Source organism: Anaerospora hongkongensis, assembly GCF_004339805.1.
GTDB classification, from domain to species: Bacteria; Bacillota; Negativicutes; order Sporomusales; family DSM-15969; genus Anaerospora; species Anaerospora hongkongensis.
This window is the reverse complement of record NZ_SLUI01000005.1, coordinates 298,221-319,772: the sequence shown is the minus strand read 5'-3', so window position 1 is coordinate 319,772 and position 21,552 is coordinate 298,221. Positions and strand designations below refer to the sequence as shown.

The 21,552-nt window shown below is 45.5% G+C and carries 22 protein-coding genes; 7 read left to right on the top strand and 15 right to left on the bottom strand.

Going from position 1 to position 21,552, the window contains the following annotated elements:
• Nucleotides 1–216 precede the first annotated feature (216 nt).
• Together EV210_RS09585 and EV210_RS09580 are read left to right on the top strand one after the other, a co-directional pair.
• Nucleotides 217–1,095 carry a radical SAM/SPASM domain-containing protein gene (locus tag EV210_RS09585; RefSeq protein WP_132079097.1) on the top strand — a complete coding sequence of 293 codons (879 nt, stop codon included), beginning with the start codon at nucleotides 217–219 and terminating at the stop codon, nucleotides 1,093–1,095.
• Nucleotides 1,096–1,128: 33 nt separating this feature from the next.
• On the top strand, nucleotides 1,129–1,995 hold the full coding sequence (locus EV210_RS09580; protein WP_132079094.1) for a PHP domain-containing protein: 867 nt from the start codon (nucleotides 1,129–1,131) through the stop codon (nucleotides 1,993–1,995).
• Between the two features lie 54 nt (nucleotides 1,996–2,049).
• On the opposite strand, the gene EV210_RS22605 is transcribed toward EV210_RS09580, so the two are convergent.
• From EV210_RS22605 to EV210_RS09575, 3 genes are all read right to left on the bottom strand, one after another.
• On the bottom strand, nucleotides 2,050–2,220 hold the full coding sequence (locus EV210_RS22605; protein WP_165898850.1) for a hypothetical protein: 171 nt from the start codon (nucleotides 2,218–2,220) through the stop codon (nucleotides 2,050–2,052).
• Between the two features lie 18 nt (nucleotides 2,221–2,238).
• Nucleotides 2,239–2,370, bottom strand: a complete 132-nt coding sequence (locus EV210_RS23320) for a hypothetical protein (protein ID WP_279388500.1) — start codon at nucleotides 2,368–2,370, stop codon at nucleotides 2,239–2,241.
• A 379-nt stretch (nucleotides 2,371–2,749) separates the two neighbouring features.
• The gene (locus EV210_RS09575) at nucleotides 2,750–3,331 is read right to left on the bottom strand and encodes a hypothetical protein (protein ID WP_132079092.1); all 582 of its coding nucleotides are present in this window, start codon (nucleotides 3,329–3,331) and stop codon (nucleotides 2,750–2,752) included.
• 197 nt (nucleotides 3,332–3,528) lie between these two features.
• On the opposite strand from EV210_RS09575, the gene EV210_RS09570 reads away from it, so the two are divergent.
• From EV210_RS09570 to EV210_RS09560, 3 genes are all read left to right on the top strand, one after another.
• The gene (locus EV210_RS09570) at nucleotides 3,529–5,493 is read left to right on the top strand and encodes an ABC transporter substrate-binding protein (protein WP_132079089.1); all 1,965 of its coding nucleotides are present in this window, start codon (nucleotides 3,529–3,531) and stop codon (nucleotides 5,491–5,493) included.
• Nucleotides 5,494–5,705: 212 nt separating this feature from the next.
• Nucleotides 5,706–6,281 (top strand): beta-class carbonic anhydrase, encoded by a 576-nt coding sequence (locus EV210_RS09565; protein ID WP_132079086.1) that lies wholly within the window; start codon nucleotides 5,706–5,708, stop codon nucleotides 6,279–6,281.
• 57 nt (nucleotides 6,282–6,338) lie between these two features.
• Nucleotides 6,339–6,728, top strand: a complete 390-nt coding sequence (locus EV210_RS09560) for a (deoxy)nucleoside triphosphate pyrophosphohydrolase (RefSeq protein ID WP_132079083.1) — start codon at nucleotides 6,339–6,341, stop codon at nucleotides 6,726–6,728.
• A gap of 37 nt (nucleotides 6,729–6,765) precedes the next feature.
• On the opposite strand, the gene EV210_RS09555 is transcribed toward EV210_RS09560, so the two are convergent.
• The 12 genes from EV210_RS09555 to EV210_RS22590 form a co-directional block, all read right to left on the bottom strand.
• Complete coding sequence (locus tag EV210_RS09555) at nucleotides 6,766–7,422, bottom strand: TetR/AcrR family transcriptional regulator (protein ID WP_243650495.1); 657 nt, start codon at nucleotides 7,420–7,422, stop codon at nucleotides 6,766–6,768.
• A gap of 73 nt (nucleotides 7,423–7,495) precedes the next feature.
• Nucleotides 7,496–8,530: an ABC transporter substrate-binding protein gene (locus EV210_RS09550; protein WP_132079080.1), complete on the bottom strand. Its 1,035-nt coding sequence runs from the start codon at nucleotides 8,528–8,530 to the stop codon at nucleotides 7,496–7,498.
• Between the two features lie 15 nt (nucleotides 8,531–8,545).
• Complete coding sequence (locus EV210_RS09545) at nucleotides 8,546–9,322, bottom strand: ABC transporter ATP-binding protein (RefSeq protein WP_132079077.1); 777 nt, start codon at nucleotides 9,320–9,322, stop codon at nucleotides 8,546–8,548.
• 10 nt (nucleotides 9,323–9,332) lie between these two features.
• A complete protein-coding gene (locus tag EV210_RS09540) occupies nucleotides 9,333–10,424 on the bottom strand; it encodes a FecCD family ABC transporter permease (protein WP_132079074.1) in 1,092 nt (363 codons plus the stop codon).
• Between the two features lie 19 nt (nucleotides 10,425–10,443).
• On the bottom strand, nucleotides 10,444–12,171 hold the full coding sequence (locus EV210_RS09535) for an ABC transporter ATP-binding protein (RefSeq protein WP_132079071.1): 1,728 nt from the start codon (nucleotides 12,169–12,171) through the stop codon (nucleotides 10,444–10,446).
• A 180-nt stretch (nucleotides 12,172–12,351) separates the two neighbouring features.
• Complete coding sequence (locus EV210_RS09530; protein ID WP_132079068.1) at nucleotides 12,352–14,274, bottom strand: TonB-dependent receptor plug domain-containing protein; 1,923 nt, start codon at nucleotides 14,272–14,274, stop codon at nucleotides 12,352–12,354.
• Nucleotides 14,275–14,602: 328 nt separating this feature from the next.
• Nucleotides 14,603–14,779, bottom strand: a complete 177-nt coding sequence (locus EV210_RS22600) for a hypothetical protein (protein ID WP_165898849.1) — start codon at nucleotides 14,777–14,779, stop codon at nucleotides 14,603–14,605.
• Nucleotides 14,780–14,946: 167 nt separating this feature from the next.
• Nucleotides 14,947–17,391: an EAL domain-containing protein gene (locus EV210_RS09525; RefSeq protein ID WP_132079065.1), complete on the bottom strand. Its 2,445-nt coding sequence runs from the start codon at nucleotides 17,389–17,391 to the stop codon at nucleotides 14,947–14,949.
• A 229-nt stretch (nucleotides 17,392–17,620) separates the two neighbouring features.
• A complete protein-coding gene (locus tag EV210_RS09520; RefSeq protein WP_132079062.1) occupies nucleotides 17,621–17,851 on the bottom strand; it encodes a hypothetical protein in 231 nt (76 codons plus the stop codon).
• Between the two features lie 155 nt (nucleotides 17,852–18,006).
• Nucleotides 18,007–18,537: a hypothetical protein gene (locus EV210_RS09515; protein WP_132079059.1), complete on the bottom strand. Its 531-nt coding sequence runs from the start codon at nucleotides 18,535–18,537 to the stop codon at nucleotides 18,007–18,009.
• 107 nt (nucleotides 18,538–18,644) lie between these two features.
• On the bottom strand, nucleotides 18,645–18,794 hold the full coding sequence (locus tag EV210_RS22595; protein ID WP_165898848.1) for a hypothetical protein: 150 nt from the start codon (nucleotides 18,792–18,794) through the stop codon (nucleotides 18,645–18,647).
• A gap of 67 nt (nucleotides 18,795–18,861) precedes the next feature.
• A complete protein-coding gene (locus EV210_RS22590) occupies nucleotides 18,862–19,014 on the bottom strand; it encodes a hypothetical protein (RefSeq protein WP_165898847.1) in 153 nt (50 codons plus the stop codon).
• 157 nt (nucleotides 19,015–19,171) lie between these two features.
• On the opposite strand from EV210_RS22590, the gene EV210_RS09510 reads away from it, so the two are divergent.
• Nucleotides 19,172–19,729, top strand: coding sequence for a GNAT family N-acetyltransferase (locus EV210_RS09510; RefSeq protein ID WP_207900693.1), 558 nt, complete (start codon nucleotides 19,172–19,174; stop codon nucleotides 19,727–19,729).
• A gap of 159 nt (nucleotides 19,730–19,888) precedes the next feature.
• Nucleotides 19,889–21,535, top strand: a complete 1,647-nt coding sequence (locus EV210_RS09505) for a bifunctional diguanylate cyclase/phosphohydrolase (RefSeq protein ID WP_132079056.1) — start codon at nucleotides 19,889–19,891, stop codon at nucleotides 21,533–21,535.
• The last annotated feature ends 17 nt before the right edge of the window (nucleotides 21,536–21,552 follow it).

Sequence of the window (21,552 nt, the reverse complement as noted above, 5' to 3'; positions counted from 1 at the left end):
CCGGGCAGCTGAGGGGGGAGGAGGGAAGCCTCCTCCCTCAGCTATCACAAATATAGCATATCGCATTTCAGCAGGCAATAAGGCATGTTTTTGTATCCCGGCTACTACCGGGATACTTTTTTCGCCTCTTGTCCGCGCTTGCATATAGTGGTATTTTTAATAGTAGCGACAGGCAATATAATAGCAGCAGATTAGAAAATCGGAGCCAACTAAAATATGAAGAAATATAAAAAAGTATATGTTGAGATAACCAATATTTGCAATTTGCAATGCAGCTTCTGTCCCCCAACGAAGCGACAGGCCCAGTTTATGTCGCTGGCTGCCTTTCGGGAGATTGCGGAACAGATTAAACCGTTTACCGATTATATTTATCTCCATGTGAAAGGCGAGCCTTTATTGCATCCCCAGCTGGGCGACATCCTGGATATAAGCTGTCAGTATGGCTTAAAGGTCAATATTACAACTAACGGCACCTTAATTGACCGGGCAGCGGATATGCTGCTTGCCAAACCTGCTGTACGGCAGATGAACTTTTCGCTCCACAGTTTTGACGGCAATGAAGTTGAGCTTTCGAAAGATACCTATATTGACCGGATTTTGCATTTTGCCAACAGAGCGGTCGCTCTGTCAGATATTATTATTTCTTTACGGCTATGGAATTTGAAGGAATCGTTACTGACAACCGATCAACGCAAGCGAAATGCCGCTATTCTTCATAAAATTGAAGATAACTTCAAGCTGCCTTTTCAGATACAGGGCAATCTATCACAGGGTAAGTCCTTAAAGATAAGTGACCGGGTTTATTTGAATCAGGACTATGAGTTTAAATGGCCTGACCTACAGGAAACAGAAGATACTGCTCCCGGTACGTGTTATGGGCTGAGGCATCAAATTGCCATTCTTGCTGATGGAACGGTAATTCCTTGTTGTCTCGATGGTGAAGGCGTTATAAAGCTCGGTAACTTACAGCAGGAAAGCTTTGCTGCAATTATTCAGGGAACAAGAGCGGAGAAGATCCGGCAGGGATTTTGTCACCAGCAGATCGTCGAGGAGCTCTGCCGCAAGTGCGGCTTTCGCAAACGATTTACCAAATAAGCGCTAAGGGTGATCGGCAGGGAGGAGATACGTATGGCAGTCGATTTACATATCCATACTGCCGCCAGCGGTGATGGTGAAATCTCGGCCCGTGAGATTATTGAGCGGGCCCAAGAAGTTCGGCTTGAGGCTGTGGCGATAACGGATCATGATACGGTAGACAGCGTGGAAGAAGCAATTTTCTTTGGGGAAAAAGCAGGCCTTGAAGTCATACCAGGCTGTGAATTTTCAACGGTATATCAGGGTAAATGGTTTCACATACTGGGATATTTTATCGATTACCAGCATGCGGATATTCAGGCGTGGTGCCGGATGATTGAGCGGGCGCGTCAGGATAATGTGGATGCCCAGATAGCCAAGCTGCGTGAGGCTGGCTTTTATATCGAAAAAGATAAGGTGCTGGCATTTGGCTCTCAGCCGATGCCAATCTGTTATGGCGGTGCTATCTTTGCGGACAGCCGCAACAATGACAATCCGGTGCTGAAGCCTTACCGGTTAATGGATAATCCGGTGCTTCGCTTTTGCGTGGATTGGATTGTTACCGGCCGGCCTTATAACTCTCCGCAGTATATACCTGGCGTGCAGCAAGCAATTGACTGTATTGTTACATGCGGCGGCGTACCTGTCCTGGCACATCCGGCGGCCACGCTGGCTGTTCATGAGGATGCTTTGCTCAGCGAACTGCTGGCTATGGGGATTAAAGGAGTCGAGGCTTTTACTACCTGGCACACCAAGGAGCAGGAAGCGCATTATTTTAATTTTTGTCAGCAAAAAGGCATCCTTGCTACCTGCGGCAGTGATTTTCACGGCAAGAGCAAACCACATATTCAGATTGGTCAGGTACGAAATAATCCTTATGAGGTAGTCCGGTTATTAAGGGATTTGAGCAGCAGCCGGTAACCTGCAACAAAAGAGGTAAAGCCCGCATTTGCGGGCTTTACCTCTTAATAGGAGCTATTTATTTTGTGAACGGGAGGCCTTACTTTCTAATGCTGCTTCCTCTTCCCGCAGAATATCCTGCAGCTCGCCGCCGGTAATCGGGGTGGTATAATTCGTCTCATACCTGGCAGCCTGTTTGTTAAACTCACTGTGCAGGGTTGCTCCGGTATCGTTTGCTTCGGGCATATAAAAACAACCTCCTTCTTAACTGGGAAGCCAGTCATCGCCTTCGAGGATATCTACTTTGGGCGGTTGCTGCCGGGGTTTTTCTGCTTCTTTTTTACCGCTCAGCAGCTCTTCTGCATATGATGACGGATTACGCAGCTTGTCATCCATGTTTGATCACCTCGGGTTTATTTTGTACGAAAATCTGATAAAAAAACATTGACATTTCTTGCCAATGGGTGTATATTTTAATTAGTAAATAACAATAAGTATTAAATAGTATGAATATAGTTTTAGGGGATATGTGCTATGAACAGAGAAGCTAATCAATAATATTGCATAGCGAAGGGGGTGGGTCCAATGTACAATGACGATAAAGAGCGCGAAGTCGAACAGGTTCTGGTTTGTGAGTCACGTTGTGACAGTGAAGACACCAGCTGCCCGGAACACTGCGATTTGGTTGAAAAAACTGCTCCTTGATAATAAAATGGTATGAAAAAGCTGCCTTTGCAATAAAGGCAGCTTTTTTTTCAGCCGTACAGGGATGGCTTTATAAAAAAAACAATAAAACAGCCGGTACGAAAATCGTTACTCCCAGGAAGCGGCTAATCCAATAGTCGGTATTTGCTTCATAGGTGAAAGTGGCAGCAACGCCGGCCTTAAGGAAAAATTCTTCCCAGTGAGCCATAGCTTTTGTAATCAGCCGGGGCTGCTTTAATTGATACGGGGGATCATCATTGATTTGCAGGTTCCAGCTGCCAAGTGTTTCCCCGAAGGTAATCTTACTGACGCTGCTAAGGGGGATAGTGCGAAGGGCGAGCACAGTCTGATCCTGCGCATCGGGGGTAAGAGCAATGAGCTTCTTTGTATCCTGACAAAAGGCGAAAGCGGCATAATCTCCGGAATACCGGATTTCCTGGTAGGAAATGTTGCTTTCGCTAAGTTTTTTTACTACCGATTCCTGAAAGGGCAAATTCTCCTCCGGCTCTATATAGGTTAGTAAGAGCGGCAGTACAGCATAGATAAGACCCATCCAGATATACGTGCTGCTGCTGTAGGTTGTCTGCCGGTAGTAGCAGAAAACAGCAAGCCCAATTTCTCCCGCTGCAAGGCAAAGAAAAAGCAGTCTCATGATAATCCTCCGTAGTACATTCTATATCTGTTATATAGTTATGGTTAAGGGATGAATTATATGAGCAGGAATCTACAGGGCGGTGAGCTTCAGGGCGGTGAAAAGCGAAATCGGCAGGGGATTTTTGGAGGAGTCGCCAGGGAAGCAGGCGAATAAAAGCATGAGCTGGATAAAACAGGGACAAGAGGTGATTCGCAATGAACAGGCTGAAGTACTTACCGGTAGTGCTGCTTATATGTTTTGCAATGCTGGCGGGTTCCGTCTGCAGTGCCGGACGATCTGCAGCGGCGGCAAGTAAGGACCCGAAACAAATTGTTATCACTGCTTTTGAAAAGTTGAATACAGTGAAGAACTATCATATGACAATGGAGAATCAATATTTACTTACTTATCAGGGAGAAACCCTGAGTCTTAGCGTCAAAAGTGAATGCGATGCGCAGGCTGATCCGCTATTAGTTCAAAACAATATGACCTTTACGATGGATAGTAAGTGGGAACAAAAAGAGCAAAAAACTACTCAGTACATAGAAGCAGACCAGGGCAAAATTATGGTCTACTCTTTCGTTAATGATCATTGGACTAAGCAGGTTTTAACCGAATTTAATCCACTTGCTGCCTATGATGATTATTTTAAGGCAATCAAACATGTTTCTCTGGTAAAGGAAACCCCGGAAGCCAGCGATTTTGCTGTTGTAATCAATTCCGGCTTTCTGTCCAAAGAGATGGAACGCATGATGAGTGCTCTGGGGCTGCAGAAGATGGAGCTGCCGGAAGGTGCTTTTTTTCAGGATATTGGCGAGTTAACCTATACGGTTACAATTGACCGGAAGACCGCGACAATTACACAAGTCCAGATGGATCTGTCGGGAGTATTGAGGAACTTTGGAAAAAGTATCATGGAATCTCTAAACTTGCCCAGTGAGAAAAAAACAATCATCAGTCAATTGTTGTCCACTGTCCAAGCTTCGGCAGTGATTTCGTTTTCTCAAATGAATCAAATAGAGGGACTCCAGGTTCCGGCGGAGATAAAAAGTTCGGCAATCATGCTGCCGTCACTTACTGTTCCAGGCAGCTTGGTCGAGGCCAAAGATCCGAATGCCATTAAAGTTGGTGCCAATCTTGAGTTGACCGGCGGGTTTTCTCCGTATGCCAAGCAGAGTTTAGCCGGTATGCAGCTGGCTGTCAAAGAGGCCAATGCGGCTGGTGGAATACTGGGGCGAAAGATCGAGCTTGTAACGGTGGATAATGGTTCGAATGCAGGTCGTACCGCTAACGTAATGACGGACTTTATTTCCGGCAACAAGGTGGCAGCCGTACTTGGCCCACTGACCGATACCAATATGAGGACGGCGGCGGCAATGGCAGAAGACTACCAACTGCCGATCATCAGTTCTGCTGTGATCAATCCAGCGATTGCTGTGGATAATGGCAAGCCAAAGCGGTATGTTTTCCGCAGTGCTTTTACCGACCCTTATCAAGGCAAGATGATGAGCAAGTTTGCCGTTGATCGGCTGGGAGCGAAGACGGCGGCGATGGTGGTTGATAAAAGCTCAGACTACTCAAAATACATTGCTGCACTTTTTAAAATGACCTTTGCGGACAGTGGCGGCAAGATTATTGCTGAAGAAGGCTATCTGCAAAAAGAACGGGACTTTAGTTCGCTGCTGGCACGCATTCAGCAGGCCGATGCTGATGTTATTTTCATTCCCGGCTTTGTTGAGGAGGTTGGACCACTGATCCGGCAAGCCCGGGAAAGTGGAATCACAACCCCGATATTAGGAACTGATGCCTGGGATTCGGCCGGGCTAGTTGAAAATGCTGGTGTAGAGGCCTTAACGAATACCTATTTCAGTAATCACTATTCCCCTCAATTGCAATCTGCTGTGAATCAGCACTTTGTTGCTGCCTACAAAAGTGAATATAATACTGAGCCGGATATATTCAGTGCCTTAGGGTATGAAGCAGCGACAATTCTGATTGCCGCGATAAAAGAAGCTGGCAGCGCTGAACCGGAACAAATCCGTGCTGCTCTCGAAAATATCCGGCTGGAAGGCGTTACAGGTCCAATCTACTTTAACCGCTATCATAATCCGATAAAATCCATGGTCGTTATCGCCATGCTCAATGGTGAACAGACGTTATTGGCAAGAATAGATCCGTAATGGCAAGCAGACCTTATCAGATAAGATAAGGTCTTTTCTATTTTGAATGCTAAAACAACTGTGTCTGATGAATATACTTTACTGTATCGTTTGATAATAAAAGCAATCATATTATGAGTTGTGGAAGGGATTAGTACATCTGAGTGTCGAACAACACAATTGGTACTATATGCGAGAAGGCAGGGTAAGACCAATGCCGGATAGGGGAAACGATGAGTGTTTTGGAACAAATGCTAGAAAAAAACAAATTGTTTATTAATAGTGCGGCATTGATCGATGAGCAAGATGGCAGCAATGTCGGCAAGCTGCCAAAACGGAAGCTTGCCGTATTTACTTGTATGGATACACGGCTGGTAGATTTTCTTGAGCCAGCCCTTGGCCTTAGGCGTGAAGATGCTGTAGTTATTAAAAATGCCGGTAATTCGGTAACCGGTCCTTTTGAGGCGACCATCCGCAGCCTGGTGATTGCGATCTATGAACTTGGCGTTCAGGAAATTATTGTGATTGGCCATGAGGACTGCGGGGTGGCTCACTCCAGTGCGGAGTCGGTAATTGATAAAATGCTGGCACGAGGAATATCTCCTGATGCCATCAAAATGATTAAAGACGAATTGGCCGTTTGGCTTGATACGTTTCATCATCCTCATGAGAATGTGTGCCAGGTGGTTGCCAAAATAAGAAATAATCCTCTCATACCGAAGGATGTGCCCATCCATGGCTTAATATTTGATCCTCATACCGGCGAAGTGTCGGTACTTGTTAATGGCTATGACTGCGACCAGGGATAATGGCGGGCTAAACGATGCAATCTATAGATAAGTTTATGCTGAATGGAGTGTCTTGTTATGATTGAGGTGACGGCAGCATTAATCAGGCGGGGGAATACCGTCTTAATTGCCCGTCGCTCTGACCAGGATGATCTGGCCGGATTATGGGAGTTTCCGGGAGGAAAAATAGAAGACGGCGAAAGTCCGGAAATTTGTTTATCCAGGGAAATCCAGGAAGAATTGGCAATTACAATTGCGGTAAGCAGGTTTTTCGCCGATACGGTCTATGAATATTCGAATAAAACGGTCCACCTCATGGCTTATTGGGCTGAATGGCTGCACGGGGAGCTTAGTCCTCGAGTACACCAGGAGCTGGTATGGTCTACTATCCCGGATCTACGGCAATATATGTTTGCTCCGGCCGATCAGCCGTTTGTTGAAAAGCTGCTTAGGGAATGGAAAGCTTAAAAGCCGTCTTAAACAAATCTTGTTTAAGACGGCTTTTTTATGTAAGCTTTAGCAGCGATTCTTCCAAGTTAAGACTGCCTGGCGGTGCGCTAAATAAAGTTTCAATCAGTTGTCCTGCAAGGCGCAGTTTGTTTTGCTGGTTTTCAGGGTTGGATTCATGTCCGAATTCGGAGGGGGAACTTGCTTCCAGCAGGGAAGCCATAATTCCGGCAAAAAAGGAAAGGGTTTCTTCCATATGGACTACCTTTGTTGAACCTTCCCGGTTACCCTGCTCCAGCAGGCTTCTGAAGACCGGCGCGGTAACCAGATGCATTTGCCGCCAGACTTTATTAAGTAGCTCGCCTTGCTTCTCTTTATACAATACTTTGGCAATCTGGCTCGGTTCGTCATGATAACAGAGCTTGTAGAAATGCTTAATTAAGAGCTGCAGCTTTTCTAAAACCGTACTGCTTGGCTGCGAAGCCTGTACTTCATACAGCATGTTTTTAACATGCCGGGCAAAAATAGCTTCCAGTATTGCTTCTTTCGAGGGGAAGTAGTAGTAAAATGTGCCTTGAGCAACATTGACTTTCCTAACAATATCCTGAACGGTGGTTTTTTCATAACCTGCTGCCAGGAATAATTCCAGGGCCGTATCCATTAATTCTGCCTGACGTACGTGGGGATCTTTTGAGATTCTAGGAATAAGAACCACCTCTCTCACTCTCTGACTGACGTCAGTAAAATTGTAAAATAAAATAAATTTGTTGTCAACGACCTGACATCTGCTAGTCCTGCATTTGCAGGGGGTAGAGCTGGCAGGCAATTTTCTCTACTGCATCAACGGTGCGGATACCACCGTTGTTCACCGTAAAGAACGGCAGATTGATAATATGATTTTCCCGGATGGCCCGCATACTGGACAGCTCATCAACTTCTTTCAACTGGGCCGCTGCCTCTGCGTCAGTCAGTTCGTCCGTACCATTTCTACTTACTGATACATATAAAATGTAGTCCGGATCATAGGCCAATACTGTTTCAGCACCCACAATAAAGGGTACATCATCGGCAATGGAAATGCCGCCGGCGGTTTTTATCATGGCGTGAATCAGATAACTGTGGTCATAAAGCGAGAATTGGCCATTTGAATGATTTTGTAAAACCATAACAGTCTTTTTAGCCGGAATATGCGAGAGCCGCTGCTCGATAGCAGCAACACGGGATTGATACGTTTGGATGAGAGCCGCTGTTTTGCTTTGAACGCCAAAAATTTTGCCCATGTCGTCCAGCAAGGCGTACACGGCGTTTTCCAGTGTAGGTTCTGACTTGTTGAGTGTACTGGGGATGATGTAGGTGGCAATATTTTGTTCATGCCAGAAATAGACATCACTTAAAGCGGTGTCACCAAAGTTGTGAGCCCAGCCGATAATCAAGTCAGGCTGCATTTCCAGCATTTCTTCCTGAGATGGAACAAAGGGGGCAGTCATAAGCGGCAGTCTGGCATAGCGCTCAGCAACTCTTTTCAATGGCGGACCATAGGGAGCCAGCGTCGATAGAATCTTATCATCAAGTCCCAACTCTAATAAAAGCTCGGTTGCGCCAGGATGGGTGATTGCTACGCGAACAGGAGCGTGCTGGTACGTATAGTCAACCTTGTTTTCTGCAGCATCAAAATTATGAATGGTTACAGGTGAGTAGCCTGTAGCGGCGGCAGCCGGAGGCGCTGCTGGTGAAATGGACGCTGCAGGGCTGCAGCCTGTAGGAAGCAGCAAAAGCATACAAGCCGCAAGGCTTAAGAATAGTTTTTTTGTACAGTGAGGCATAAAATACTCCTTTGGTTAGGCGTACCGGTGTGTAGGGTAATAGACAATCGAAAGGTAGCCGGTATCTGCATTCTCCTGAATGGTACAATCTATTTCATAGACATCACGGATCAGTTCCGGTGTGAGAACACTTTTTGGTTTACCGCAGGCGATGACTTTGCCGTCTTTCATGACATACAGCTTGTCACAAAACATGGATGACAGGCTGAGATCATGCAGGGCGGCCAGTATTCCGATCCCCAGTGATTTTACTAACGACAGCAGTTCCAGCTGATACTTGATGTCCAAATGATTGGTAGGTTCGTCAAGCACCAGAAGTTTAGGCTGCTGCGTCAGAGCCCTGGCCAGAATGACCCGCTGCTTTTCACCGCCGGAAAGCGTTAAAAAATTATGATCTTTGTATTTTTCCATACCAACTTTACACAAAGCTTCTGTAGCAATCCGGTAATCTTCCGCGGTGTCACCACCCAGCAGCTGTTTGTGCGGTGAACGGCCCATCATAACCATGTCAAAGACGGTAAGGTCGAAACTCAAATGATTAAACTGCCCGACTACCCCCATCTTTTTGGCTGATTCAGCCAGTTTAATAGTCGTAAGATCCTTGCCACCGAAGTAAATAGCGCCATGATTTGGCTTGATAACCCGGTAGACTGTACGAAGCAATGTCGACTTACCGCTGCCGTTGGGACCGATAATACCTACGAACTCACCATTTCCGGCATCAAGACAAACGTTACTGAGAATCTGTTTTTGGCCTAAGGTCACATTGATGTCCCGTAAAGATAAATCCATGCTAATCCCCCTATTTAACGGCAAAGCCGAGTGAATTTTTGTATAAGATGTACAGGAAAAAGGGCGCGCCGATTATGGCGGTAATAATCCCGATAGGCAGTTCGCCGCTTGGCAGAATAGACCGGGCCAGGACATCAGCCCAAATCAGGAATAGCATGCCAGTTACTATAACTGCCGGGAGCAGGCGCCGGTGATCAGAGCCAACAAAGCCCCGCACAATGTGGGGGATAATTAATCCTACAAAGGCGATAACCCCGCAGGTAGCAACAATCAGCCCTGTTACAAGAGCGGTCATGATCAGGATATTGCGCCGCACTTTTGCCAAGTCGATGCCAAGCGTAATTGCCGCTTCTTCTCCCAGCAGCATGGTATTCAAATTACGGGACTGGGCAAGGAAAAACAGACAGCCCGCCAGAACACCGGCAAAAGGCAGAGCCAGGTTATGCCACTTGGCGGCCGCCAGCGAGCCCATTGTCCAAAACGTAACTGTACGAATGCCTTCCGCATTACCGGCCAGATAGACGATACAATTGGAAAGTGCGATAAACAAGGCATTAGCTATGGTACCGGCTAAGATCATTTTAATAGTAGACATTTGACCGCCGATTGTCGAAAGCGTCATAACCAGCAGGCAGGCTGCCAGAGCACCGGCAAAGGCCCAGAAAGCTGTTCCCATGCCTCCGGCGGCAGCCTGGATGAGGATGGAAAAAGTAGCCCCCAGCGATGCACCGGCAGAAATACCCAAAATGTAGGGGTCCGCCAGTGGGTTTTGTACGGAGGACTGCATGGCTGTACCGCAGACAGCCAGACCTGCACCGACAATTGCCGCCATTAAGACGCGAGGCAAGCGGAGCTTCCAGATTATATCCGCATGAGTGGCAGATAGTGGGGAGACAGTGTCGCCAGGGGCTAGCTGAAACACTTTATACAAGAGTATTTGCAGGGCTTCGGCAGGTGCGATCTTAACCGTTCCCAGGCAAACTGCCAGCACGATGGAAAGGGAGGCTGCTATTGCCATTGCAGCCAGTAGGAATAGAAAACGGTGGTTTTTCCCGGCATGTCGGTCAGTAGTCCCTTTACTACTATTGCGTAATTGGATCATATTCCGTAAGATCTCCCATTTAGTTTATCTGTGTGGCGCAAAGGCGTGCATACAGTCCGCCTTTGGCGAGTAATTCTTCGTGGCGCCCTTGCTCTGCTATCCCTGTATTATTCAGGACTAGGATTTTGTCGGCCCGGCGCACGGTTGACAGGCGATGAGCGATAACGATAAGGGTACGATTGCCCGCCAGAGCCTGAATAGCCTGTTGAATTTTTGTTTCTGCCTCCATATCAACAGAAGCGGTTGCTTCATCGAATATCAGTATTGGCGTATCTCTCAGCAGTGCCCGGGCTATGGCCAGCCGCTGCTTTTGCCCGCCCGACAGCAGGACACCTCTTTCGCCTACCAGCGCTTCATAGCTACCGGGCAGCGTAATGATGAAATCGTGGATATAGGCCTGTTTGGCAGCCTGAATAATTTCATCCCGTGTGGCGGCAGGCTTGCCGTAGGCGATATTGTCGGCAATAGAGCCGTTGAACAGAAAAACATCCTGAGGAACAACGCTGATCTGATTTCTCAGCGAAGTCAGCGAGAGATCCCTGAGATTGATGCCATCCAGTAAAACCTGACCGGACAGCGGATCATAAAAGCGGGTAAGCAGTGCGGCCATTGTCGTTTTCCCTGCGCCTGTTGGGCCTACAAAGGCCACCATGCTGCCAGATGGAATGTCGAAGGTAATATCCTCCAGAACAGGCGATTGTTTATCGTAGTAGAAAGTGACGTTTTGAAAAGCGAGACTTCCTTGGGCTGCGGGAAGCTTGATGGCATCCGGTTTATCTTTTATATCCAATTCGGCGTCGAGCAAGGTAAATACCCGCTCGGCGCCAGCTACGGCCTGGAGCAGGCTGTCAACAGAGGCAACCAGTGTAGTGAGTGGAGCATAAAAGAGACTGAGATACAGCAAAAAGCGGACGATATCACCCAGGCTGAGCATTCCGTCTAACGCCATAACACCGCCGAAGCCGACAACAATGACGGTACCCATCGCCAAGATTCCTTCCACCGCGGGGTGGTAGACTCCGCCAAGCCAGACAACTTTCATGACCGCATCGCGCCACTGATAGGTTTGGGTGCTGAACAACTGGGAAGCGCAGTCTTGCCGGCCAAAGAGCTGAATTTCTTTTAATCCGGAAAGGTTATCCTGCAAAACGGCATTCATATCGCCCAGCCGGGCTTGATGAATACTATAAGCGGGATAGATCCTTCTGGCATAGTAAAGACTGAAAATCAGAACAAAGGGTACCGGTACAAAAGTCAGCAGCGCCAGCCAGGGATTGAGGAACAGGAGCAGCACAGCTACGCCTGTCACAATGAATAAGCTGCTTAATATATTCGGGATCGCATGGGCAATCAGCATTTCAAACTGGGCCGTATCATTGATCACCTGGCTCATCAGCTGACCGGTCTGTTTATTGCTGTAAAAACGCAGTGATAGGTTTTGCAGGTGATTATATAAGTTAACCCGCATTTCGGCGACGATGTTCCAGGCTGCATAATGGGCCCAATAGTCACTAGCCAGGCGGAAGATAGCCCGAAAAATATAGGTGCCCAGCAGCAGCAAGGCAAGCTTTTGCACCTGGGGGATATTGGCCTTGCTGAAATTGCCTGTGAGTAAATCAATTAGTTGGCTGATTAAGGCGGGACCAAGCAGGTTGACTGCCGTATAGGCGATGATTCCGGCTACTGCGCCGATCAGTTGTTTATAATACTTTTTTGCTTGAACTAGTAAGCGGATGATACATTTCATAGGAGGGTACTCCTGTTTATTTTGACACTGTCTTGTAGAATGAACGGTTGGGAGGAAGCTGCTTAAAGCGATAGTGAAAATGAAATTCATTATCATACATTACTATACCATAACTTGATAATGAGGTAAAAGCAGGGGAAAGGAGATTGTCAATGCGGCAATCTCCTTTGGTAACCATTATTACATTTTGTGTTCCACACCTACATAGAAACTGCGGGCTGGCATCGGGTATTCCCCGGGAGCACTTTGCCAGTAGCCGCCGATCGTCTCATAGGCTTCATTTGTCAGGTTATAGCCCTTGAGATAAACACGGGTATCGGCATTAATCTTGTAATTGACCAACATATCGAGTGTGGTGTATGACTTGCTGGTGAATCGTGCCAGATCCCGTCCGGTTACTCGCCGTACTGTCAGATTGGAGTTCCATTTATCCTGGTCGTACTCTACATTGAGGCGATAACCGTTTGGCTGGCTGTTACGATTAGCTACGGTTGCCTCTCTATTATTTATATTTGTAGATTCAATTTTTACATAGGAGTAACCGCCCGATATATTCCATTGAGGCGATAGTTGCTTGGAAAGGTTAATATCCAGGCCATTACGCTCTTCATTATCGATATTAATATATTTTGTGTACGCATTGCCGCTGCCATCCCAATCTCGATTATCCCAGTCAAGAGCATCTTTTATTTTGCTGTGGTAAGCACTGGCCTGCAATTTGACCCCATTTCCTAACTCCGAGTTTATACCGACCATTGTCGTTTCTCCACTTTCGGGCTGCAGGTCAGGATTGCCTTTCATAAATTCGGTATTGGTGTACATTTGAAAGATTGTTGGGTTTTTAACGTATTGACCCCAGGAGGCGTAAACATTGGTAGCAGAGTTAATCTCCCTATTGGCAGTTACCCGTGAAGTGAACTTACCGCCGAAGTGGCTGTGGTTGTCGTACCGTGTGCCTGCCGAGAGGGTCCAAGAGTGTGGTAGTGTCCAGCGGTCTTCAAGAAAGACTGCACTGGTTGTAACAGCTTTATTAATCGTTTGGTGGTCTTCTAACTTCTCCTGACGCCAGTCAGCACCACTAACTAAGCTGTTATTCTCATTTACATTCCAGCTCTGCTGCCAATTTACGCCATTTGCAGTAAGGTCGTTATTATCAAGAACTGAGTTATATGAGTCAGAACGATATTCATTATGATAAAACCGGAATAAATCGTTAGCGCCACGATCTTTTCCCCATTGATAGGTAAGGGCAATATTATTGCTTTTGGAGGTTGAATAGCCGTCCGGATGTTGAATTTGACCTGAGCTTTGTAGAATGCCACCAAAGCCATATTCTCCATTTGTGCGTTCAAACTGCATGGAGAGTGAGCGGTCGCTTGATAAGTCTTTGTCCAAGCGCATGGTTACTAACTCTTGATCAAAGTAGGTTTGATCAAGAGTTTTTACTTGACCTGTTTTTGGATCTTTATACTCAAGGTCGTCCTGTTTTTTCTTTTCCGCGGTTACCATGTAGCTGATATCACCATTTTTTCCCTGTGTAGTAAAGCTGTAGCGGCGTGAGCCCCAACTGCCAAACTCGGTAGAAGCAGTTGTTTGTGTTGAATTCGCTTTTCGGGTAATGATATTGATTACGCCACCGACAGCTTCACTGCCGTATAAGGATGATGCTGGTCCACGCACAATTTCAATGCGTTCAATATTGTCTACTCCCAGCAAATTAGGATTAAAACCTGCATGATCATTGCCGGAGATAATTAAATGGTTCCAGCCCATCTTGCGTCCATCAACCAGTATCAGTACCCGGTCGTCGCCATTAAGAACAGGTACGGCAGCACTTCGGGTATATTCCATGTTAATGTTATTTTTCTTTAGGATATCCGGTACATCACTAAAACCGCTACGTTCGATTTCATCCCTGGTAATAACAGTGACATTGGCAGCAATTTCATTCTGTTTTACTGGAACCCGGCTGGCAGTTACAACGTATTCGTCCAGTGAAAACTCCTGGCTGCCAGTTTCTTCGGCAGATGAGGCGACGGGCAGACCCATTAGAATCGCGCTGCCTAATAGAGAGCATAATACCTGTTTTTGAAGCTTATTCATGGAACATCTCCTTATGATTTTTGCAGCGAAGCTGCTGAATAATTATTGACTGACGACAGTCAATTGACGATTATAATAAGTCCAGTATGTAGTGCGCACCCTCTTCCTCTGAGCTAAGAGTGAATTTGCAAGGTCTAGTTATTGTTGACTGACGACAGTCAGTAGGGTAAAAAGGTGGGTCTCAATGAAAATCATTTTCAATAAGATTATAACTGCACTTTTTCATTCGGTCAATATGGCAGCTTATAAAAAAAGAAAATAGTTTATTGAAATAAAAAACCGCTGAAAGTGGCTAGCGGTTTTCAGCAGTTTAATCTTATATTTAATCTTATAATTGTTGGTCTGCCATAGAATGTGCCGGGGTGTTAACCTCTTCAAACTGTACGCTGTCCTGGTAAGTAAGTGCCATCGAACTGGCGACATCAAAATAAGCATCTTCTTTTGAGGCGCTTGTTACGTAATCGCCTGTAGCTCTCTGATTGATTAAGACTCGATATGTTGGCATCGAAAAACCTCCTTTATGTCAAAAAAATAACTGGCTGTTAAGCCAGTTTAGGAGAGGAGAAAAGTACGTACAATACCAGTATGCCCTTTTGCCAAAATTTTAAGCGTATTTATTTGGGGAATTTGCTGATGATGTGACGTTAGGGTGTTTTTGGCCTGGAAGCAGGGCTACAGCTGGCAGGAGTTGAACGAGTTCTGATAGTTAGTGAGGAATTCCTGCAGCTCCTCGGCTGGAATGGGACGGCTGAATAAATAACCTTGCATAATAGGACAAGCTAGGGATCTGAGGCGTTTATATTGTTCTTCTGTTTCCACACCTTCAGCTACAGTGCTAATCTGCAGTATCTCGGCCAGTTTAAATATGGTTTGAATAATAGCCTCATTATCGTGATTAAGAGTAATATCCTGAATAAAGGATTTATCGATTTTCAAGATATCAATGGGGAATTTTTTTAGGTACATAATGGATGAGTAGCCTGTGCCGAAATCATCCAAGGCCAGCCGGACACCCAGAGCCCGTAGTGAGTCCATGATGGGAACCACCAGATCGGCGTGTGTTACTGCCACCGTTTCGGTTATTTCCAGCTCAAGCAAGTGTGGCGGCAGTCCTGTTTCCAGCAGAACGGTGCGGATCTTTTCCAGTAAATCCGTATGCTGGAGCTGCCGTACCGAGAGATTTACCGAGACGCGCAGGGGTGGCTGTCCGCTATTTTGCCACTCCATGCACTGCCGGCAGGCAGTCCGGATGGCCCAGTCCCCAATCGGTACAATGAGTCCTGTTTCTTCGGCTAGCGGAATGAATACACCTGGCGGCAGTAAGCCTTTTGTAGGGTGCTTCCAGCGTATTAACGCTTCAACACCAATTATGCTGGTATTGCAGTCTACCTGCGGCTGATAATATAAAATAAATTCGGAATTTGCCAGGGCCTGATGAAGCTCTGATTCTAGAATAAGCTTTTCAATGGATTTTGAATGCATGTCTTCACTAAAAAACTGATAACGGTTTTTTCCTTGCCGCTTTGCTTCATACATGGCTATGTCGGCAGCTTTTATGAGAAACTCCGGATCTTGTCCGTTCTTAGGATACATGGCGATGCCTATGCTGGCAGACAGGTAAAAGTCACTGTCGCGAAAGCTCCACGGCATTCGGATTGCCGAAATGACAAGTTCCACGATCGCTAGAGTATGGGAATAGTCGCTGGTATCAGAAAAAAGCAGGATAAATTCATCGCCGCCGAGGCGATAGACTGTTCCTGTTTCTTGCAGACAACGCTGCAGGCGCTGAGCGACGATGCGCAGAAATTCATCCCCAGCTGCATGCCCCATTGCATCATTTATTCGCTTAAAGTCATCGAGATCAAGAAATACGACGGCAAAGTGCTGATTATTGCCTTGAGCAGCGGTGGTCTTCTGGCGCAGCTGTTCAATGAACATGCGGCGGTTAGGCAGGTTGGTTAACATATCGTGATAGGCAATTAGCCGGATAGTTTCTTCTTTTTCTCTTAGTTGAATAATTTTTTCTTCCAGGGTGGCTGTGCGTTCTTGGACAATCTGCTTTAATCTGAAGTTAAAGGCGACAAAAACCACTAAGCCTAAAAATAAAAGACCAATAACGGTAAATAGGGGAACCAGCAGCTTTTGATAAAGGATGTTGGTTGCGCTGCCGGGCTTAAAAATAAATTTATCAAGAGAAAAATTTGAACTAATTAAGCCAAATTTCTGATGATTTTCTGCTATTTTGGCCCATCTTCCCGAGTTCATGTGGCCTATTTCCACATATTCCGGACGGATCACTTTTTGCATTTCCTGCGCTTCGTAGCGTAATTTTTCCCGGGAGAGCTTAGGATTGTAGCTGGTGAGAATGAGATCAATCAATTCATCCTGATGGCTCATTGCATACTCCCAGCCTTTTAAGCTTGCCCGGACAAACCGGGCTACCAATTCAGGCCTGGCCGCAATCTGTTGTTCGGAAGTGAAAAGACAGTCACCGTAATAATCAATGCCGTAACTGATAGGATGAATAACCGTTAGCGGAATATCCATGTTCTGCAGCAGAAAGGGCTCGGCAGTGGTGTAGGCAGTCATTGCATCAACCTTGCCGTCAATCAGATCACGGACATTCCACGTATGTGGTACAAAGTTGACCTCTTCAATAGCAATGCCTTCATTATTTAGCATAGCCAATATATCCGTACTTTGTTCTTTTTCCAGCATCACTTTCCGGGCAATCAGATCATGAGGGGAAACAATTCCAGAATCTTTCCGGGCAATAAGCACCTGGGGAGAATGCTGAAAAATGGCGGCAAGCACCACGACGCTTTTGCCGCGGTCTCGCTCAATGAGTAGCGAGGTGTTATCAACACCAAAGTCAGCATTCCCGCTTGTTACTTCATTGATGAGGTTGGTTGCCGGCAGGCCTTCCCGTAAGATGACATCTAAACCTTCTTCGCGATAAAAACCTTTTTCAATAGCAGCGTAGTAGCCAGCAAACTGAAATTGATGACTCCATTTTAGCTGCAGCGAGACGGTTTCCGCAGATGTAGTAAGCGGAATAACAAAGAGTGCTGCTGCTATTGTAATGGTTTTCCATAATTGAAAAAAGCGTAGGCTCACCCAGGAATCCTCCTTAAAACCGTAACTTAAGGTTAAATGAAGAAATATGTAGATTTATGTCGTTTTATAAGTTCGCCATAGATAATTTTCTTCCTTCAAAGATAAGCAGATTGGTTGTAAAGCAAAAAAATAAAAACGGAAATTGCCGCAAAAAAAATAACTGGCCCGAAAGCCAGTTAATGGGAGAGGAGATATGAACATAGTGCTAGTATTCCCTAATTCCTTAAATTTAAACATTGCTTTGTATTTCTGGCACACTGGGACTTTCACCGGGGGGGTCGACCGGCGCAGCCTGCTCTTCACGACCGGCATATTCCCGCTTTAACAGATCAATGATTTGCTGCGTTTGGTCAATGAGTATTTCCTGATTGCGTGTTATCTCACCGAGTTGGCCGAGCGGAGACAAAGCATTTTGGAATTTTTCGATTATCGTTTTAATTATTTTTTCATAGGAAGCCATCGTCAAAAAACCTCCTTTTCTTTCTTTTACATAATATGTTTAATTGCTTTAAAAGGTGAGTATATAAAAAAAGGAAAACCGGAGCTCCGCTTGTGGCGGTCACTCCGGCCTTCTCTGTGTCAACACAGGCTTTAGCATATCCAAGTTTTCTGTATTCAATCCTTATCCAAAGAATCTTCTTCCGGCGGCAGCGGCTTGGCAACTGCAGGCCGTAAAGATGAAGCATAACGGGTGGTACTAGGCGAATACGCAAAGATGGTCTCCTGCCACATTTGATAGCCGTAGAGCAGCCATGCATGTGTGGTAGTGATAATAAAATCAATGACGCTTAAATTGTAATCAAACATTCCCCTGCTTGCCAGCCAAGGCAAAATCAGGTAATCAAAAGCAAGATCCAAAACGGCATTCGTTACGGCATACAACCAAAAACGACCATAGGTCAGTTTAAATACCCACATTGCAAAGACCGGCAATCCGTAAATAATAGGCGGCAGCAGCGAAAATGGGAAGACTGTTTGGCTTGTACTCCATAGTCCGAACGCAATCCCTATGTCTATAATAAGTGCACTAAGAACGGCTGTCAGCAGGCCTACAGGCATATAGCGCTTAATATCCTGTTTGGGCATAAAAAAGAGGGTCAACCAGGGAACAATGAATGAACCCCATAATAGTAACTCGTTACTCATAACAAAGCTCCTCCAGATTCCGGTATTGCCAATAGTATTCTCCTGCTGCTTTTATTCATACAAGCATAAAGAAGCCCTGGCAAAAAACCAGGGCTTCTTTGGGGAGGCTAATCCATCATTTCTTCCATCAGCATTTTAGCACCGAAGTAGACCATAGCACCCGCCACTAAAACTTTTGTGGTAGAAGACATGTCCGGCATGTTCATATCCGGTATTTCCATATTCATCAGTTTGCGTTTGCGATGCATATGAAACATAATGATCACCTCCTTGCTTAGTTTAAACCGAATCATGCTACAATAATGCTAAGTAAATTAAGCCAAATTATTTAAAGATCACTGGAGCACAGGAATTGGGGTAACACCAGGCCGGGCTGCATAAGCGCGGTGAGCAAAAATAGGCTGGGTAGCAGGCTTGTGCTGCTTCCAGCACCGCCTCTTCCCAGTCGACTAATTCTGGTAGTTGCCATTTGGACATAGAAACACCCCTTCCAAGGTATGTTATTACATAATATGCTGACCCCATTATGAAGTTCATCTCCTTTGCTGAAGGTATTGAAAAACAGCATGGGGAATGGAATGAAAGCGTACCAGTTACGTGGAAAATCGTATGATAATAAGGAGTACTATTAACTATGAATACTGTATTTGAAAAGATTGAAACACAAACCATGCTGCTTCGGACGATTGAGCTTGCCGATGCACCTGTGCTTTTTTCCTATTGGTCCGATCCAATGGTTGCCAGATATATGAATATTAAGCCATTTGAAAAACTGGAGCAGGCCACGGAAATGATCGGTCTGTTGAATCAGCTTGCTCAACAGGAACAGGCTGTCCGCTGGGCGATTGTGCGTAAAAGAGATCAGCTTGTTTTGGGTTCTTGCGGCTTCAATAATTGGGAAAAAGAAAATCGGCGGGCTGAAATCGGTTATGAACTGGGTCAGCATTTCTGGCGTCAGGGGATTATGACCGAGGTACTAAGCGCAATGGTCGTTTATGGCTTTGCGAAAATGGAACTGAATCGTATTCAGGCGCTAGTTGAGCCGGCTAATAAAGCCTCTTTACAGTTGCTGCAAAAACTAGGCTTTCAGCAAGAAGGAATCTTAAGGCAGTATGAGCGGGTCAAAGATCAGTATATTGATTTAATTATGGCTGCCTTGCTTAAAAGCGAGATTTCTATGCATAAATATTGATACAGTTGTTTAGCAGCTTTTGTACAAGCCTGACAGGGAATTTTTAGGATTATGTCGAAAATAAATACAACTTGTAAATGAATTGAATGTTTTGCTATTTTGCATTTTAACTAGTCTATTGCATTAGCGTATCGGCAAAGATGGGCGGGCTAGGAAGGTGTGTTAGCCAAGATGGGCTTAAATTTCTCAGAATTGATTGGCAATGAACCGGAATTTACGTTGGAACATCGACTGTTAAATATAATCCTGATTTTTGGGTTTTTCTTAGCCATATGGAGCGCTGTTACCAACTATATTTTGGACTTAGATTCGTTGCTGGTATTATCATGCATTATTTATGCAATTATTTTAGCCGGGCTTTATTACCTGTCCATGATAAAACAGTATTATCAAACCGTTGTTTCGACTTTGGTGATAGTCGTTTTTATTATTATTCCGGCCTCCTGGATATTAAATGGCGGCATTTCCGGCAGTATCCCTTTTTATGTCATTCTTTTTTCCTCGATGGGCGCCACCATGCTGTTCGGCATACGCAGAGTTGCTGTTGTGTTCGGCTTTTTAGTAGCGGTTAATGCCCTGTTATTTTTGGAATATTACTATCCGTCCATTATTGTAAATTATGCAGGCAGGTTAGATCGATTTATTGATATCTCCATTGGCTTAATGACTACGATCATTTTCAATGTATGGGTTTTCATGGTGATTTTAAAACATTATAAAGATGAGCAGGTTAAGGCGCAGCGTTATCTTGCCCAGAGTGAACAGGCCCAGGAACATCTTTTGTATTTGATTTACCATGATTCCTTGACTGGTCTTTTTAACCGCACCTATTTTGAAAAAGAAATCACAGAGTTCTCTGGCAGTACGGCAGATGGCATCGGGGTATTTATGATTGACCTCGATGGTTTGAAATTTGTTAACGATACGTTCGGACATGCTCAGGGAGATATTTTGCTGACCCGGGCAGCAACAATTTTTCAGCTGTCTTTTCGCGCACAGGACATTATTGCCCGAACAGGCGGCGACGAATTTTCTATTTTAGTGCGGGGGACTTCCTTAGAGGATATGGAGACTTTCTACAAGCGGATTCGCGATAATATCCGGCTTGAAACTGAAAAGTTCAGTGACGGTGCGGTTCCGGTACAGATGTCGGTTGGCTTTGCTTATTCCTCTGCTCCCGGTCAGAACATAGCCGATCTGCTGCGGGAAGCAGATAATAAGATGTATCGTGAAAAATTATATCGTAAAGCCGGCATTCAGGGGTCAATTATTCAAACGTTGAAGCAAATGCTGACGGCTCGTGATTATAATAACGAAGGACACAGTGACCGGATGCAGAGTTTAGTCGCAAATTTTGCGATCGTGGCGGGAATTCCGGATTCCGAAATCACTGGCATTCAGCTATTTGCGGAATTTCATGATGTCGGTAAAATTGGTGTACCTGATCACATTTTGTACAAACAGGGTATGCTAAGTAATGAGGAGCGTTTAGAAGTTCAACGCCACTGTGAAATTGGGTATCGTATTGCGCAGGCTTCCACAGATTTGCTGCCGATTGCTGATTGGATTTTAAAGCATCATGAGTGGTGGGATGGAACAGGCTATCCATTGGGACTGGCCGGTAAAAAGATCCCGTTTGAATGCCGTATAATGGCGATTGTCGATGCCTATGATGCCATGACCAGCGCCAGGCCTTATCGAAAGGCGCTCAGTCATCAAGAGGCGATTGTCGAATTGCAGCGTGGTGCCGGTTCGCAATTTGATCCTGAACTTGTTCGGATTTTTGTTTCCGGTTCCTTTGAGTAATAATAAAGCGGGGTAGT